The 16,495-nt window shown below is 60.0% G+C and carries 15 protein-coding genes and 2 tRNA genes; 15 read left to right on the forward strand and 2 right to left on the reverse strand.

The window, feature by feature from the left end; translation table 11 throughout:
- The first annotated feature begins 92 nt into the window (after nt 1-92).
- The 3 genes from argJ (at nt 93) to AB5Z14_RS00595 (ending at nt 3,772) form a co-directional block, all read left to right on the forward strand.
- Complete coding sequence (gene argJ / locus AB5Z14_RS00585) at nt 93-1,358, forward strand: bifunctional glutamate N-acetyltransferase/amino-acid acetyltransferase ArgJ (RefSeq protein ID WP_368129889.1); 1,266 nt, start codon at nt 93-95, stop codon at nt 1,356-1,358.
- 81 nt (nt 1,359-1,439) lie between these two features.
- Nucleotides 1,440-2,420, forward strand: a complete 981-nt coding sequence (gene argB, locus AB5Z14_RS00590) for an acetylglutamate kinase (RefSeq protein ID WP_368129890.1) — start codon at nt 1,440-1,442, stop codon at nt 2,418-2,420.
- Nucleotides 2,421-2,488: 68 nt separating this feature from the next.
- Nucleotides 2,489-3,772 (forward strand): aminotransferase class III-fold pyridoxal phosphate-dependent enzyme, encoded by a 1,284-nt coding sequence (locus tag AB5Z14_RS00595; protein WP_270225801.1) that lies wholly within the window; start codon nt 2,489-2,491, stop codon nt 3,770-3,772.
- Nucleotides 3,773-4,200: 428 nt separating this feature from the next.
- Here AB5Z14_RS00595 and AB5Z14_RS00600 read toward each other — a convergent pair.
- Nucleotides 4,201-4,276, reverse strand: a tRNA-Val gene (locus AB5Z14_RS00600).
- A 57-nt stretch (nt 4,277-4,333) separates the two neighbouring features.
- Nucleotides 4,334-6,202: an asparagine synthase (glutamine-hydrolyzing) gene (gene asnB / locus AB5Z14_RS00605; protein ID WP_368129891.1), complete on the reverse strand. Its 1,869-nt coding sequence runs from the start codon at nt 6,200-6,202 to the stop codon at nt 4,334-4,336.
- Between the two features lie 333 nt (nt 6,203-6,535).
- Between asnB and AB5Z14_RS00610 the strand changes: the two genes are divergently transcribed.
- From AB5Z14_RS00610 to lysS, 12 genes are all read left to right on the forward strand, one after another.
- Entirely contained in the window at nt 6,536-8,020 is a 1,485-nt protein-coding gene (locus AB5Z14_RS00610) for a Mur ligase family protein (RefSeq protein WP_270225803.1), read from the forward strand.
- Nucleotides 8,021-8,054: 34 nt separating this feature from the next.
- Nucleotides 8,055-8,966 carry an HAD family hydrolase gene (locus AB5Z14_RS00615; RefSeq protein WP_270225804.1) on the forward strand — a complete coding sequence of 304 codons (912 nt, stop codon included), beginning with the start codon at nt 8,055-8,057 and terminating at the stop codon, nt 8,964-8,966.
- A gap of 53 nt (nt 8,967-9,019) precedes the next feature.
- The gene (murI, locus tag AB5Z14_RS00620; RefSeq protein WP_117778584.1) at nt 9,020-9,904 is read left to right on the forward strand and encodes a glutamate racemase; all 885 of its coding nucleotides are present in this window, start codon (nt 9,020-9,022) and stop codon (nt 9,902-9,904) included.
- Between the two features lie 55 nt (nt 9,905-9,959).
- Nucleotides 9,960-10,685, forward strand: coding sequence for a ribonuclease PH (rph, locus tag AB5Z14_RS00625; protein ID WP_270225806.1), 726 nt, complete (start codon nt 9,960-9,962; stop codon nt 10,683-10,685).
- Between the two features lie 140 nt (nt 10,686-10,825).
- The gene (gene rdgB, locus AB5Z14_RS00630) at nt 10,826-11,467 is read left to right on the forward strand and encodes an RdgB/HAM1 family non-canonical purine NTP pyrophosphatase (RefSeq protein ID WP_022094898.1); all 642 of its coding nucleotides are present in this window, start codon (nt 10,826-10,828) and stop codon (nt 11,465-11,467) included.
- Nucleotides 11,468-11,470: 3 nt separating this feature from the next.
- Nucleotides 11,471-11,917 (forward strand): D-aminoacyl-tRNA deacylase, encoded by a 447-nt coding sequence (gene dtd / locus AB5Z14_RS00635; protein WP_270225808.1) that lies wholly within the window; start codon nt 11,471-11,473, stop codon nt 11,915-11,917.
- Between the two features lie 113 nt (nt 11,918-12,030).
- A complete protein-coding gene (locus AB5Z14_RS00640; protein ID WP_006234957.1) occupies nt 12,031-12,327 on the forward strand; it encodes a Veg family protein in 297 nt (98 codons plus the stop codon).
- Between the two features lie 2 nt (nt 12,328-12,329).
- Complete coding sequence (ispE, locus tag AB5Z14_RS00645) at nt 12,330-13,226, forward strand: 4-(cytidine 5'-diphospho)-2-C-methyl-D-erythritol kinase (RefSeq protein WP_270225810.1); 897 nt, start codon at nt 12,330-12,332, stop codon at nt 13,224-13,226.
- 49 nt (nt 13,227-13,275) lie between these two features.
- Nucleotides 13,276-13,352: transfer RNA gene (locus AB5Z14_RS00650), tRNA-Pro, on the forward strand.
- A 112-nt stretch (nt 13,353-13,464) separates the two neighbouring features.
- Complete coding sequence (gene tatA / locus AB5Z14_RS00655) at nt 13,465-13,740, forward strand: twin-arginine translocase TatA/TatE family subunit (RefSeq protein ID WP_152073393.1); 276 nt, start codon at nt 13,465-13,467, stop codon at nt 13,738-13,740.
- A 107-nt stretch (nt 13,741-13,847) separates the two neighbouring features.
- Entirely contained in the window at nt 13,848-14,318 is a 471-nt protein-coding gene (gene greA, locus AB5Z14_RS00660) for a transcription elongation factor GreA (RefSeq protein ID WP_117820769.1), read from the forward strand.
- A gap of 78 nt (nt 14,319-14,396) precedes the next feature.
- A complete protein-coding gene (gene lysS, locus AB5Z14_RS00665; protein ID WP_368129892.1) occupies nt 14,397-16,361 on the forward strand; it encodes a lysine--tRNA ligase in 1,965 nt (654 codons plus the stop codon).
- Nucleotides 16,362-16,495 lie beyond the last annotated feature (134 nt).

Genomic DNA, 16,495 nt, shown 5'->3' on the forward strand with positions numbered 1-16,495 from the left:
GGCGCCACTCTTAAGCTGGTCTAGTGATTGCGGCTAGTGTGGCGTGCCATCCGATGCCCGTTTTTTGTTTGACATAAGGAGTCATAAAGACGATGAATACCGAGCTGTTTGACATTAAGATTCGCGCCGTAGAGGGCGGCGTTACGGCGGCTGCCGGCTTTAAGGCAGCAGGCATCCATGCCGGATTCCGCAAGAATCCCGAGCGCCTGGATTATGCTCTCGTCGTGCCCGATAAACCCTGCCCCGGTGCCGGCGTGTTTACCACCAACCGCTTTTGCGCGGCGCCCGTGCAGGTGAGCCGCGCCAACCTGGGCGGCGCCGACAAGGGCTACGGCATCATTGCCGGAGTTTCGGTCAACTCTGGCAATGCCAACGCCGCCACGGGTGAGACCGGCCTTGCCTGCGCGCGCGAGACGTGCAACATTGCCTCGCAAGTCATCGGCTGCGAGCCCCAGCAGATTTTGGTTGCCTCCACGGGCGTCATTGGCCAGATTCTGCCGATTGATACGTTCGAGGCTGCCGTTCCTGCCGCCTACGAGGCACTCTCTGCCCACGGTGGCGCCGATGCGGCCCGCGCCATCATGACGACCGACACGCACTCCAAGGAATATGCCGTGTCCTACGTCAGTGATGCCGAGGGCCATGCGGGCAATGTCTATACGGTGGGCGGCATGTGCAAGGGCTCGGGCATGATCATGCCTAACATGGCCACCATGATCGCGGTCATTACGACCGATGCCCCCGTCGAGCCTGCGGCGCTCCACGCCCTGCTGCTTTCGACTGTCAAACAGACCTTCAACAAGGTGACGGTCGACTCCGACACTTCGACGAACGACACCTGCATCATGCTTGCCTCTGGCGCCGCAGCGGATGCCGAGCCCATTGTCGAGGGCACCGATGCCTTCGACGAGCTGGCCTTTGCCGTGCATGAGGTATGCGAGAGCCTGGCGCGCAACATCGCCGCCGATGGCGAGGGCGCTTCCAAGCTTGTTACGGTCAACGTTACCGGCGCCGCGAACGACGAGGAGGCCGATATTGCCGCCCGCGCCGTCGCCAACTCGCCGCTCGTCAAGACCTGCATTGCCGGCCACGATTGCAACTGGGGTCGCGTTGCCATGGCGCTCGGCAAGTGCGGCGTGGAGTTTAACCAGGAAGACGTTTCCATCGACATGATGGGCATGCCCGTCTGCCGCGACGGTCTGACTGTTCCTTTCGATGAGGACGAGGCCCTGCGACGCTTTGAGGCGCCCGAGATCGTGATTTCGGCCGACCTGGGCGCGGGTGACGCGGCCACCACCGTCTGGACCTGCGACCTTACGCACGAGTACATTTCCATTAACGGCGACTACCGTTCCTAGACTCTGGACGTGCCGCACATCCCGCTGTGATTGCGGTCAACGAGGTGCGGCGCGATAGCTACAAGAAAGACGAGGCAGACTATGAAATTCGCACGCGATTGTCGCTCGAGCGAATCCAACGAAGCTACCGCGCAGCTGCTGTTCGAGGCGCTGCCGTGGATTAAGAACCTGACCGGTAAGACGGTCGTTATCAAGTACGGCGGCGCCGCCATGGTCGATGAGCAGCTACGTCGCGACGTGATGAGCGATATCGTCCTGCTCAAGATTATCGGCATGCGTCCTGTTATCGTGCACGGTGGCGGCAAGGCCATCAACGAGGCACTCAGTCACTACGACATCCCCGTCGAGTTTAAGAACGGGCAGCGCGTGACCACGCCGGCGACCATGGATATCGTGCGCGAAGTGCTGGGCGGTAAGGTCAACCAGGAGCTGGTTGCGGCGCTCAACCACCACGGCAACTTGGCCGTGGGCGTGTCCGGCAGCGATGCCGGTACGCTTATCGCCGAGCCGCTCGACCCCGAGCTCGGTCGCGTGGGTAAAGTCACGCACGTCAACACCGACTACATCGAGCGCTTGCTCGACAGCGAGTACATTCCCGTTATCGCCACGGTTGCGGCGGGGGAGGACGGCGGCTTCTTCAACATCAACGCCGATACCGCCGCCGGCGCCGTCGCCGCAGCGCTCCATGCGCACAAGGCGATCTTCTTGACCGACGTCGACGGCCTGTACAAGGACTTTAGCGATAAGGATTCGCTTATCTCCAACCTGACGCTCGACGAGGTCAACGAGATGCTCTACGGCGGCGAGGTCGATAAGGGCATGATTCCCAAGCTGCGCGCTGCCGTCGATGCCCTTACCGCTGGCGTCTTCCGCGCCCACATCATCAACGGCACCACGCCGCACTCGCTGTTGCTGGAGCTGCTGACCGATGCCGGCGTCGGTACCGTGATCCATTCCACCGAGACGGCCTACGAGTTCGATACGCACCCGCACCCGCTTTCGACTTTTGCGGCGCGCCTGGCCGAGAACCTCGACGAGGTCGAAAAGCTCCAGACCGTTTAGCCGGTCCGCGGTCATTGCAGTTCTTCACCCATAGCTCGCGCCGTTTGGCGCTCAACGAAAGGCATCCCATGTCACTTGCAGCTCAGCAATCGCTCGAATCCCATTACGTCATGCATACCTTTGGCCGCTCTCCGGTCGAGTTTGTCGAGGGTCACGGCATGAAGCTCATCGGTGACGATGGCCGTGAGTATCTCGATTTTCTTGCAGGTATTGGCGTATGCAGCCTAGGCCACGGCAATGCGGCAGTGCTGTCGGCGCTCGAGACGCAGACCAAAAAGCTCTTGCATGTCTCCAACTATTTCTACATCGAGCAGCGTGGCCAGGTCGCGGCGCTACTGTCCAAGCTCGCTAACGACGATGTGGATGGCGCGTGCGTGCTTGCCGACGCGATTGCCGCCGGCGACGAGACTACGGCGGCGGCGCTTGGCGTTCCGGCTGCGGGCGAGCAGGTGTGGGAGACGTTCTTTGCCAACTCCGGTGCCGAGGCCAACGAGGGCTCGATGAAGCTCGCGCGCCTGTACGCCAAGCGTGCCGGCAACGGTGGCAACACCATCGTGTGCATGCGCGGCGGTTTCCACGGTCGTACGCTCGAGACCATTGCGGCGACCATGCAGGATTGGCTGCAGGACAGTTTTCGTCCGCTGCCGGGCGGCTTTGTGGCCTGCACGCCCAACGATGTCGATGAACTGCGCGCAATCTTTAAGCAGCTCGGAAGCGAGATTTGCGCCGTGATGCTCGAGCCGATCCAGGGCGAGAGCGGCGTGCATCCCATGACCGAGGAGTTTATGGCGGCTGCGCGCGACTTGGCGCACGAGGTGGGCGCCGTTCTTATCGCCGACGAGGTCCAGTGTGGCATCTTCCGCTCCGGCAAGCCGTTTGCATTCCAGACCTATGGCGTGGAGCCTGACATCATGAGTCTTGCCAAGGGCATCGCCGACGGCGTCCCCATGGGCGCCGTGGTGGCAAAGAAGGAGATCGCCGACGTGTTTAAGCCCGGCGATCATGGTTCGACCTTCGGCGGTAGCTGCTTGGCCATCGCGGCATGTGCCGCGACACTCTCCGCGCTTGTGCGCGGCGATTATGCCGAGCATGCCGCCAAGGTTGGCGCCTATATGGAGGCAGAGCTCGCCAAGCTGCCGCACGTTACCGAGGTGCGTGGACGTGGCCTGATGCTCGGCTGCGATCTGGATGACGCTGCGGGCGATGCGCATGACATTGTTGCCCGGGCGCTGGAGGCCGGTGCCGTGATTAACGCGACCGGAGCTCATACACTGCGTTTCCTGCCGCCGCTTGTCTGCGAGGAAGCCGACGTGGACAGCCTGATCGAGATTTTGTCGGACGTTTTGGCCTAACACAACGCAATAGCTCAATTTGGACCGGGTTCCGGACTGCGGACGTGCCTTATGCGGCACGATTCAGCGGTCTGGACCCCGTTTTGTCTTAGATTTGCTAAGGCGGGGGAGACCTGCTGGTCAAAAAACATCAAATATGAGTACTGTTACCGATTTGGTAGCAGCAATTTTGGACTAATAAGGCTAGATAGCAAGACGAAATGGCGATGAATACACGATTTTAATCCAACTGTTAGTCCTTATAATGGACACATGTTGCGTAACTTAGGCAAATACTATCTTATTATATGTTGCAAACAAAGTAGCAGTACTCATTTTTGCCATTTTTTGGCCACGGCCTTTGTGGCAGACGTGCTGGCGGGTTCGAATCCCTCTGCACGGGGCCCAAAAAGGAAAGGCCCCCATCGCTGGGAGCCTTTTCAATCAAGTGGTGGGCGATGAGGGATTCGAACCCCCAGCCTTGTGCGTGTAAAGCACCTGCGCTAACCGTTGCGCCAATCGCCCGCAGGGATTGAGTATAGCGGAAACCCCGTGCTGTTCACCGCTAATCCATAACGAAACTTACGCGGCGACTTCGGCGCCCTTGTCCTCGTCGATAAAGAAGCGCTTGTACCAGATGAGGAACGTCAGCGTGGTATAGATCTTGCGCTGGTTGAGCGCGCGACCCTCAAAGTGATCGTCAAGCAGTTTCATGAGCGCATCGGTTTCAAAGAAATCAGCAGCCCACGGTGCGGTGAAGTATTCCTTTACGTAGTCGTAGTACTTTTGCTCGCGAAGCCAGAACTTGACCGGTACGGGGAAGCCCACCTTCTTGCGCGTTGCCCACTCGTCGGGCAGCGTGCGGTTGGCGGCGTGACGCAGGACGAGCTTGCAGCCTTCTTCGTTAACACGGTAGTTGGCGGGAATGTGCTCGGCAAACTCCATGACCTTCTTGTCCAGGAACGGGACGCGAAGCTCCAGAGAATGCGCCATGCACATCTTGTCTGCCTTGAGCAGGATGTCGCCCGGCAGCCACATGTTCATATCCAGATACTGTTTCTTGGAAAGCTCGCAGCAGTTGGGAACCTGCTTGTAGTACTCGGCGCACATCTCGGCGGCGTTCTTGCCGGTGTCATAAGCGGGCTTGAGCACCTCGTCGACCTCGGAGGGATCGAACACCTTTGCCTGACCCACATACCAACGCTCGGGAACCTCGGCGCATTTCGTCAGGAAGTTGTGGCCCTTAAAGTAGGGGAGATGCTGAACGAGCGAGCCCAGGGCGCGACGTACGCCGAGCGGCACGCGCTTCTTAAAGGAGCGCATCTCGGGGGTGTCCTCGTACCACTCATAGCCGGCAAACAGCTCGTCGGCACCCTCGCCCGAAAGGACGACGGTGACCTCCTCGGAAGCCATCTGCGCCAGATAGTACAACGGCACGCTGGACAGGTTCGATTGCGGTTCGTCCATGTGATACTGGATATCGGGCAGCGCATCGAAGAACTCGTCGGCGGTAATCATCTTGCGCACATTCTTGATGCCCAGCTTGTCGGAAAGCTCGGCAGCGTAGTTGGTCTCGTTGAAGTTCTTGTAATCGAAGCCGACAGAATACGTGGTGTCGGGCATAAGGCAGGCGGCAATGTAGCTGGAGTCCACGCCGCCAGAAAGAAACGAGCCCACCTTAACATCGGCGATTCGGTGCGCAGCGACGCTTTCGTGCACGACCTTGTCGCACTCGTCCACGTACTCCTCGAAGGTCTTGGAGTTGTCGTCGGTGAAGTCACAGCTCCAGTAACGCTTGATGTCCATGGTGTTGGTCGTCAGGTCATACGTAAAGCAATGCGCCGGGGCAAGCTTGAACACGCCCTTAAAGAAGGTCTCCTCCGTGGCGGGGAATTGCAGCGTCAAGTAGGGGCGTAGCGCGTCGTGGTTGACAGCCTTCTCAAACTTGGGATGGTCCAGGAAGCTCTTGATCTCGGAGCCAAACAGCAGTGAGCCATCGGATGCCTGGTAGTAATAAAACGGCTTGATACCAAAGATGTCGCGAGCGCCGAAGAGTTTGTTCTTGTTCTGGTCGTGAATCACGAACGCGTACATGCCGCGTAGGCGGTTGACCAGGTCCTCGCCCCACTCCTCGTAACCGTGTACCAGGACCTCGGTATCGGCGTTGCAGTGGAAGGCGTAGCCGGCTGCCTCCAGCTCGGCGCGAAGCTCCTGGAAGTTGTAGATCTCTCCGTTGAAGACAATCGTGACCTTGCCGTCGTCGCTCGACATGGGCTGAGCTCCAGCTTCGGAAAGATCGAGAATCGAAAGACGACGGAAGCCAAGGGCAACGTTGTCGACGATATGCTGGCCGCCCATATCGGGACCACGGTGGATGATGCGATTCATCATGGCCGTGAGAACCAGCTCACTCTGTTCATCTGTACCGGTAAAACCGACAAAACCGCACATGCAAGATCCTTTCTGCTGACGGCTCAGGTGTACTGCCGCAAGGATCGCGGCAGCTGATGTCAAATAATCTTTACTATCATGCCAATCTTTTGTTTCGTGATAGGGCATAAGCGCCGAGCGAACCGAAAAAACCACGGCGTGACTCGTCCGGGCTTCCGGTAGCGGTTCCAAGATTTAGCAATCTGTGCCCGATACAAGATTGGGCGGCATATTACGATGGCTGCTAGTATTGAAAGGGTTTTGTTGAATCGGTTTGGTCTCGAGGCAATTGAGGCTGGGCTTAGCGAGAGAGGTCTTTGTATGTCGAGTCCGACACAAGAGAAGCTAACTCTGATGCGCTATATAGAGTTGCTCGAGGAAGATGACCTTGTTGTTTCCAGACCGAGCGCTTCGTGCGACCAGCGCATTGAGTTTGCAACTGATGACTCGCGCCAGGTGCGTCCGGGCACGTTGTTTGTCTGCAAGGGCCGTACGTTTAAGCGCGAGTACCTGCTTTCGGCAATCTCCGATGGCGCCGTGGCCTACGTTTCCGAGGTTGATTACGATGTTGATCTTCCCGCGGTGATTGTGAGTGATATTCGTCGCACGCTCGCCGTGGTGGCAGATGCCTTTTATGGGCACCCGTCGGGTAAGGTGAAGGTCTGCGCCTTTACAGGCACCAAGGGCAAGTCGACCTGTAGCTTTTATCTGCGCGGCATTCTCGCCAACGAGGCCAAGATTACGGGCTGTCATCGACCCGCTCTTAATACGGGCATTGAGTTCGACGACGGCATCGAGACGGGCCCTTCCAAACTGACGACCCCCGAATCCTTCATGCTGCAGTCTCGCATCGCGCATGCTGCGGAGGCGGGTGCCCCGTGGCTGGTTATGGAGGCATCGAGCCAGGGCCTCAAATACGAGCGCACGGGCAAGATCGCCTTTGAAGTCGGCGCCTTTACCAATATCGGCGAGGATCACATTTCGCCGATTGAGCATCCGACGCTCGAGGATTACTTTGCCAGCAAGCTCAAAATTTTCTCGCAGAGCCGTTTTGCCGTGGTCAATCTCGATATGGATAAAGTCGATCGTGTGCTCGAGGCGGCATCTCGTTGCGAACGTACGGTGACGTTCTCCCTGACCGACGAGCGTGCCGACGTGCTTGCGCTGGCGATTCGCAATGGTGACTGCGGCGTGGTGGCAACGGTGCGCACGCCCCGCTTTACGCGCGACATGGTGATTCCCACGCCGGTTAAATTCAATGTGTCCAACGCGCTTGCCGCTATTGCCTGCGCCGAGGCCCTGGGCATTTCCGAAGAGGGTATCGTCCATGGCTTTGAGGGCGTCTTCGTTCCCGGCCGTATGGAGCTCTATCCGTCCGTATCGGGCAAAATCTTGGGCGTCGTCGATTTTGCACATAACGGCATGAGCCTCGAGACACTTCTGCGCGACTTGCGCGAGAACTATCCCGAGCGCGAGCTGGCGGTTGTATTTGGCGCTACGGGCGGTAAGGGTGTCGATCGACGCACCACGATGGGCATCGCCGCTGGCAAGTATGCCGACCGAATCGTGATTACCGAGGATGACCCCGGCCCCGAGGATGTCGAGGATATTTGCGCCGAGATCGCGCGCAACGTTCAAGCGCAGGGAAATGATAACTGGCAAATCGTGACTGATCGCGTTGCCGCTATCGAGACTGCCGTGCGCGAGACCGTCCGTCCTGCCGTGGTCATCGTGACCGGTAAGGGCGAGGAAGAGTGTATGCTGCGCAAGAACGGACCCGAGCCTTGTGAGCGCGACGGTTCGATTCTCAAGCGCACCCTTGCGGCGTACGATGCCTAAGACCAGAAGCCCCTTCTACGTAAATGGAGTGACCATGTCCCACAATACCCTGCCGACCGTCGCTGAGCTTTCGGGCGAGATGCGCGAGCGTCTTGCCAAGGTTAAGTACGTCTTTACCGACCTGGACGCCACGATGCTCGCACCCGGCTCGTGCGTGCTGCGCGATAACGACGGCAATCCCTCGACCAAGCTCGTCGAGGCGGTTGTCGCGCTCGCTCGTGCCGGCATCCAGGTGGTCCCCACCTCGGGTCGCAATCGCACCATGATCCACGAAGACGCCCGCGTGCTCGGCCTCAACTCCTACATCGGCGAGATGGGCGGCCTGGTCATGTACGACCTCAAAGCTAACGATTGGGAGTATCTGACCGGCGACATGCCTTACGACCCCGCCTGCGGCCTCACACCGCATCAGGTGATCGAGCAGACCGGCGTGTGCGAGAAGATCCTTGCCCGCTGGCCGCATAAGATCGAGTACCACAACGACATGTCGACTGGCTACAAGTACCGCGAGGTCACCGTCGGCATGCGCGGCGATGTGCCCGACGACGAGGTCCAGGCCATTCTTGACGAGGCTGGCTGCGGTCTGGTCTGGGCCTGCAACGGCCATCTGACGCATCTGTCCAAGCCGACGACGCTCGAGCTCGAACGCGTCGAGGATGGCCGCGCGTTTAACATCAATCCCGCCGGTCTCAACAAGGGCGTTGCCATCGCACGTTTCTGCGAGCACCTGGGTATCGAGCGCGAGGAGACGCTGGCGCTCGGCGATTCCGAGTCCGACTTCTACATGGCTGACCACGTGGGCACGTTCTGCCTGGTCGAGAACGGTTTGACCAGCGCCGGCGCGCCCGAGTTCCTGGATACCTGCGATAACGCCTACGTCACGCGCGGCAAGATTGTCGACGGCTGGGCGGCAACGGCAGAGCTGCTCGTCGCGGCTCGTTCGTAGCGCGGCCCTATAGTTCTGAGCCATATCTTTTCGAGAGAGAATCTGGTGAGGTAATGTCCGATATCGAGAATCTGGCTGGCGACACACGTCCCATTGGCGTGTTCGATTCTGGTCTGGGCGGTCTGACGGTTGCACGCGCCATCGCAACGGCGTTGCCGCACGAGTCCGTCTACTACTTTGGCGACACCAAGCGCTGCCCCTACGGCACCCGCACCGAGGACGAGGTGCGCTCGTTTGCACTGCAGGCGGGCCGTTGGCTGTCGAAGCACGACGTCAAGATCATGGTCATCGCCTGCAATACAGCGACCGCTGCGGCCTTGCGTTTGGCCCAGCAGGTGCTCGACGTCCCCGTCATCGGCGTGATCGCACCGGGCGCACGCGCGGCAATCAACAGCACCCGCACGCGCCGGGTGGGCGTGCTCGCCACCAACCTCACCATTCGCTCAGGCGCTTACACGCGTGCCATCCAGGACCTGGATGCCGGCGTCGACGTATACGGCTGCCCTGCCTCGAGCTTTGTCGAGGTCGTTGAGCACGAGCTCGCCTCGGGCGCACATCTGCAAGAGCAGTGGCTCGAGAACGAGGACATCTTTGATACGCCTGCCGTACGCGCGCTGGTCGGCGCCACGGTTGAACCGCTGCGCGACCACGGCATCGATACCGTGGTACTCGGCTGCACGCATTTTCCGCTGCTCGTGGGGCCTATTCGCCATGCGCTGGGTCCCGGAGTGCGCGTGGTGAGCTCCGCCGAGGAGACCACGCGCGAGCTGACCGATATTCTCACGCGCCGCGAGCAGCTGGCGGGCGACGCGGCCGAGCCGCAGCATCGTTTTGCAACGACGGCCGATAACATTGCTGAGTTTGCGGTGGCGGGCAGTTTTATCTTTGGCCAGCCGCTCAAAAGCATTGAGCATATCGATATCGACGAACTGAAATAGATATAAGGTCACCGACCAAAGGCTCACGTTCACCTTTTGCCGAAAGGATATTTCTATGGAGTACATGCAGGTCAATCGCGCCAACGACCGCGCCGCCGATGAGCTGCGCCCCATCAAGCTTACTCGCGGTGTCATGAAGCACGCCCACGGTTCGTGCCTGGCCGAGTTTGGCGATACGCGCGTGCTGTGCGCTGCCACCATCGAGGAGGGCGTGCCGGGCTGGCGCAAGGGCGCCAAGGCCGGTTGGGTAACGGCGGAGTATGCCATGCTGCCGGCATCGACCGGCAAGCGCTGCAAGCGCGAGCACGCCAACCGCAAGGGTCGCTCCATGGAGATTGAGCGTCTGATCGGCCGCAGCCTACGCACCGTCGTCAACATGAAGGCGCTCGGCGAGTACACCGTCACCGTCGACTGCGACGTGATTCAGGCAGACGGCGGCACGCGAACGGCGAGCATTACCGGCGCCTGGGTGGCACTGCACGACGCCCTTGCCATGTGGGTCGAGGCGGGTAAGCTCGAGCGCATCCCGCTCACGGGCCAGGTCGCCGCGATTTCCATGGGCGTTGTCGATGGCAACACCCTGCTCGACCTGGATTATTCCGAGGACAGTCACGCCGAGGTCGACATGAATCTCGTCGCTACCGACACCGGCGAGATGATCGAGCTCCAGGGCACTGGCGAGCAGGCGCCCTTCGACCGCAAGCGCCTCAATTCCCTGCTCGATTTGGGCGACAAGGGCATTGCCGAGCTCATCGAGCTCCAGCGCCAAGCTCTCGCCTAGCCTGCCAAAAAGGGATGTTTATTTTGGCAGGTTTTATCTGCGGAAACGCCGATAGATAAGGTTGATGCCACATGAAAGGGGAGACGTCGACGGACCGGTCCCTTTTACGTGACTTTGCTATACGGACAAGGAGACCACTCATGGCACTTGAGAAGATCGACATCGACACCCTCGACCCGGCGGCGACCATCGTCGTGGCAACGGGCAACGCCCATAAGCTCACCGAGATCGAGGCCATTTTGGGCAAGGTTATGCCCGAGGTTCGCTTTGTGGCGCTCGGTCAGCTGGGCGATTTTGAGGACCCCGAGGAAAACGGTACGACATTTTTGGAGAACGCCATCATCAAGGCGCAGGCTGCCGTCGAAGAGACGGGGCTCATGGCCATTGCCGACGATTCGGGCCTGGTCGTTGACGCGCTGGATGGTGAGCCCGGTGTGTATAGCGCGCGCTACGCGGGCGTTCACGGCGACGATGCCGCCAACAATGCCAAACTGCTCGTTAACCTGGAAGGCGTGGCCGACGAGGACCGCACTGCGCGCTTTATGAGCGTCGTCGCGCTCATCGACACGGACGGTTTGGTCACCTATGGTGAGGGCGCCTGCGAGGGTGTTATCGCACACGAGGGTCGCGGCGATCACGGCTTTGGCTACGACCCGCTGTTCCTGCCGGTCGACACGCCGGGCAAGACCATGGCCGAGCTGACGGCGGACGAGAAGAACGCCATCAGCCATCGATTCCATGCGCTCGAGCACCTATCCGCCAAACTGACGGGCGAGGAGTAGGCCGTGCGTGCAGTAGTGCAGCGCGTGCTCAACGCCGGCGTGACGGTCGACGACGAGTGCGTGGGCAAAATTGGGCGCGGCTATCTGGTACTGCTGGGCGTGGGTCACGGCGACACGCGCGCCGAGGCCGATAAGCTGTGGGGCAAGCTCCGGGGCTTGCGCATTAACGAGGACGAGAACGGCAAGACCAACCTGGCACTTGCCGATGTCGACGGCGAGGTTCTCGTGGTGTCGCAGTTCACGCTGTTCGCCGATTGCCGTCACGGCCGCCGCCCATCGTTTACGGATGCTGGCGCCCCCGATGTCGCCAACGAGCTCTACGAGTACTTCCTGACGCTTGTGCGCGAGGACGTCGAGCACGTAGCGCATGGCATCTTCGGCGCCGACATGAAGGTCGACCTCGTCAACGACGGTCCATTCACCATCGTCCTGGACACCGATGCTCTGTAAGTAGCTAATTAGCTACTTGCGTATGGCCACAACAGGGTGCTATAGTATTAGAGTTTTGTCTATCTTAGGGGTATTATCCCCTTTTTGAATTGCACCTTCTGGAGGCCCTGTTCATGGAAGAGATGGAAGTCAATCACGTCGACGACATCCACGAGAAGCTGACCGATATGGTGGGCGATCGCGTTAAGGTGAAGGCCAACATGGGCCGCACCCGCGTCGTCGAGCGCATGGGCACCATCAAGAGCGTCCATCCGGCAGTCTTTATCGTCGAGGTCGACGAGCGCCGTGGCCGCAAGTCGCGTCAGTCCTACCAGTATATTGATGTTCTCACCGGCCAGGTCGAGCTGTTCGACCCCGAGAGCGGCGAGCACATTTTTACCCCGCTCGGCAATCAGCTCGAGGAGCACTAGCGGTGACCGATTGGTCCCTGACCCTTTCCGCGCCGGCAAAGATCAACCTCTATCTGGGGGTTCATACCGAGCGTGACGACCGCGGCTACCATAAGGTCGATTCCCTGATGGCAGCCGTCGGTCTTGTCGATACCGTGACGGTTACGCCGGCACAGGCGCTGACCGTCCAGACGATTCCGACATCCGACTTTCCCATGCAAAAGAATACGGCGTATCGTGCTGCGCTCGCTATGGCCGAGCATTATGGTCGTGAAGCCAACGTCTGCATCACGATCGAGAAGCGCATCCCGTTGTGTGCCGGCCTGGGCGGTCCTTCGACGGATGCCGCGGCGGTCATTGTCGCCTTGGCAGAGCTGTGGGGTATCGACCGTGCCGATCCCGCGCTGGACAACATCGCGCGCGGCATTGGCGCCGACGTTCCCTTCTTTTTGCATGCCAGCCCTGCATTTTGCGTGGGTGGGGGAGACGTGCTGGCAACCGAGTACCCCGCACTTCCCGCGACACCCGTCGTGCTGGTCAAGCCGCGCGAGGCAAGCGTTTCAACAATTGAAGCCTATCGACGTTTTGACGAGACCCCAGCGCCTGCGGACAAGCCCGGAGCGATCGCGTCTGCCCTTCGCTCGGGAGACGCAGAGGCGGCCTACGCGCTCGTCCACAACAACCTGGGAGTCATTTCCGCGCAGATGGAGCCGCGGATTCAAACGGTGCTCGACTGGCTTCGTTCACAGGACGGTATCATTGCCGCAAACGTGTGCGGTTCGGGTGCCTGCTCGTTTGCCATTTGCGATACTGCCGCCACGGCAGTTAATCTTGCGGCAGTCGCTCAACAAAACGGCTGGTGGGCTTATGCAACGGAGCTCATTTCCGACACGGTTCGCATTGAAGCGCCAAAGAAGTAAAAATTTCTCTGGCACACGACGGAAATCTTTGTTACTATAGTCGAGCTAACGGGTTGTGGCTCAGTTTGGTAGAGCACTGCGTTCGGGACGCAGGGGTCGCTGGTTCAAATCCAGTCAACCCGACCAGAGCATGAGGAGGGACCGCTTCTTGCGGTCCCTTTTTTTAGCTATTGTTGTGATACCGCGATACCCGCGGTATACTCATTCGAGCTTGTCTCGCTGTATTGTGGAGGTCTACATGTTTGGACTGAGGGCTCCTGAGCTCATCATTATTCTCGTTGTTGTCCTGATTATCTTTGGGCCTAAGAACCTGCCGAAGCTCGGTAAGTCCCTCGGCTCTACCGTCAAGAATATCCGCGAGGGTATGGAGGGCGACGATAAGGGCGAAACCAAGCAGGCCGAGGACGTTGTGGTCGAGGAGTCCAAGGAGGACAAGGAGATCGCAGAGCTCGAGGCCAAGCTCGCTGCTGCCAAGCAAAAGAAGGCAGAGGACAGCGACGCGGACGCAGAGTAGTCCCATCCCTTTGGGGTGAGCACCTGACCGGCTTGCCCGCAGGCTAGCCGGTCTTTTTCGTTTTTGTTGACAGTTGATCGTTACATCATAGTTGGGGAGATATCCGTATGGACGCAAGCCAGATCGTACTGACCGCTGAGGGCCGCCAGAAGCTCGTCGAGGAGCTCGCTTGGCGTGAGGGCGATTACGCCAAGGAGATCGTCGAGGACATCAAGGAAGCTCGCGCGTTCGGCGACCTTTCGGAGAACTCCGAGTACGATGCCGCCAAGGACAAGCAGGCCCAGAACGCCGCTCGTATCGCCGAGATCCAGGCCATCCTTGCCAACGCTCAGATCGCTGCCAGCACGGGCGACCTGACCGTCTCCATCGGCTCGACTGTTACCCTGGTCGACCCCAACGGTGAGCTCATCGAGGTCACGCTTGTCGGTACCACCGAGACCAACTCGCTCGAGCACAAGATCTCCAACGAGTCTCCGGTCGGCCACGCCATCATTGGTCATGGCGAGGGCGACTCCGTCGAGGTTGTTACGCCTTCCGGCAAGACTCGCGTCTACACCATCGCCAAGATTGCACGCTAGACCACGGTCCCGCGTAAAGGTATGTTTTCGCTCCCTGGGACCGAATCCTGGGGAGCGTTTTAGTTTGAGGAGCTAACTATGGCAGAAAACCAGAACGCCGCCGATCAGGCATCGACGCTCAACGACGAGCGCGCCACCCGCCTGGCCAAGCGTGCCTCCCTGTTCGAGGCGGGCCAGAACCCGTATCCCGAGCACTCCGAGATTGAGGACTACGTCGCCGATATCGAGGCTAAGTACGCCGAGCTTGCCGATGGCGAGGACACCGAGGACGTCGTGAAGATCGGCGGCCGTGTGGTTGCCAAGCGCGGTCAGGGCAAGATCATGTTCATCGTCGTGCGCGACGCGACCGGCGAGATCCAGCTGTTCTGCCGCATCAACGATATGGACGAGGCCGCCTGGAACACGCTCAAGGCGCTCGACCTGGGCGATATCCTGGGCGTGACCGGCGTAGTCGTGCGCACCAAGCGTGGCCAGCTTTCCGTTGCCCCCAAGAGCGCGACGCTGCTGTCCAAGGCCGTTCGCCCGCTGCCCGAGAAGTTCCACGGTCTCTCCGACAAGGAGACCCGCTATCGCCAGCGCTATGTCGACCTGATCGCCAACGACGACGTTCGCGAGACCTTCCGTAAGCGTTCGCAGATTCTCTCCACGTTCCGCCGCTTTATGGAGTCCGATGGCTACATGGAGGTCGAGACCCCCATTCTGCAGACTATCCAGGGCGGCGCTACGGCTAAGCCGTTCATCACGCACTTCAACGCGCTCGACCAGGAGTGTTACCTGCGCATTGCTACCGAGCTGCACCTCAAGCGCTGCATCGTCGGTGGCTTTGAGCGCGTGTTCGAGATCGGCCGTATCTTCCGTAACGAGGGCATGGACCTTACTCACAACCCCGAGTTCACCACGATGGAGGCCTACCGCGCCTTCTCCGATCTCGAGGGCATGAAGGCGCTCGCTCAGGGCGTCATTAAGGCCGCTAACAAGGCTATCGGCAACCCCGAGGTTATTGAGTATCAGGGCCAGACCATCGACCTTTCTGGTGAGTGGGCCAGCCGTCCCATGACCGACATCGTCTCCGACGTGCTCGGCAAGCAGGTCACCATCGACACGCCGGTTGAGGAGCTCGCTGCCGCCGCACGCGAGAAGGGCCTGGAGATCAAGCCCGAGTGGACCGCCGGCAAGATCATCGCCGAGATCTACGATGAGCTGGGCGAGGACACCATCGTCAACCCCACCTTCGTGTGCGATTACCCCATCGAGGTTAGCCCGCTTGCCAAGCGCTTTGAGGATGACCCGCGCCTGACCCATCGCTTTGAGCTGGTCATCGCCGGCCACGAGTACGCGAACGCGTTCTCCGAGCTCAACGACCCGGTCGACCAGGCCGAGCGCTTCGCTGCCCAGATGGCCGAGAAGGCCGGCGGCGACGACGAGGCCATGGAGTACGACGAGGATTACGTGCGCGCCCTCGAGTACGGTATGCCTCCCGCGGGCGGCATTGGCATCGGTATCGACCGCGTGGTCATGCTGCTCACCAACCAGGCTTCCATCCGCGACGTGCTGCTGTTCCCGCACATGAAGCCCGAGAAGGGTTTCCAGTCCGGTGCCGCTGCTGCCAAGGCTGCCGAGGCCGGCAACACCGCGAGCCCCTTCGTCAAGCCCCTCAAGCCCACGGTCGATTATTCCAAGATTGCCGTCGAGCCGCTGTTTGAGGAGTTCGTCGACTTCGATACCTTCTCTAAGAGCGACTTCCGCGCCGTGAAGGTCAAGGCATGCGAGGCCGTCAAGAAGTCCAAGAAGCTGCTGAACTTTACGCTCGATGACGGTACCGGCACTGACCGTACCATTCTCTCCGGCATCCATGAATACTATGAGCCCGAGGACCTGGTCGGCAAGACCCTGCTCGCCATCACCAACCTGCCTCCGCGCAAGATGATGGGTATCCCCAGCTGCGGCATGCTCATCAGCGCCATCCATGAGGAGGAGGGCGAGGAGCGCCTCAACCTGATTCAGCTCGACGCTTCCATCCCTGCCGGCGCAAAGATGTACTAACTAGTTACGCGGTTCTACGAACCGCGTAACGGCTCGACGCTGCGCGGGCCGCATTTGGACAATCTGACGTTCAACTTCAAGGGCGCGACCAGAAGGTCAGCGCCCTTTCGTTTCACGTCACCTTGTCACAAATG

The sequence above is a fragment of the Collinsella aerofaciens genome, assembly GCF_040910265.1.
Taxonomy (GTDB): Bacteria; Actinomycetota; Coriobacteriia; order Coriobacteriales; family Coriobacteriaceae; genus Collinsella; species Collinsella aerofaciens_BK.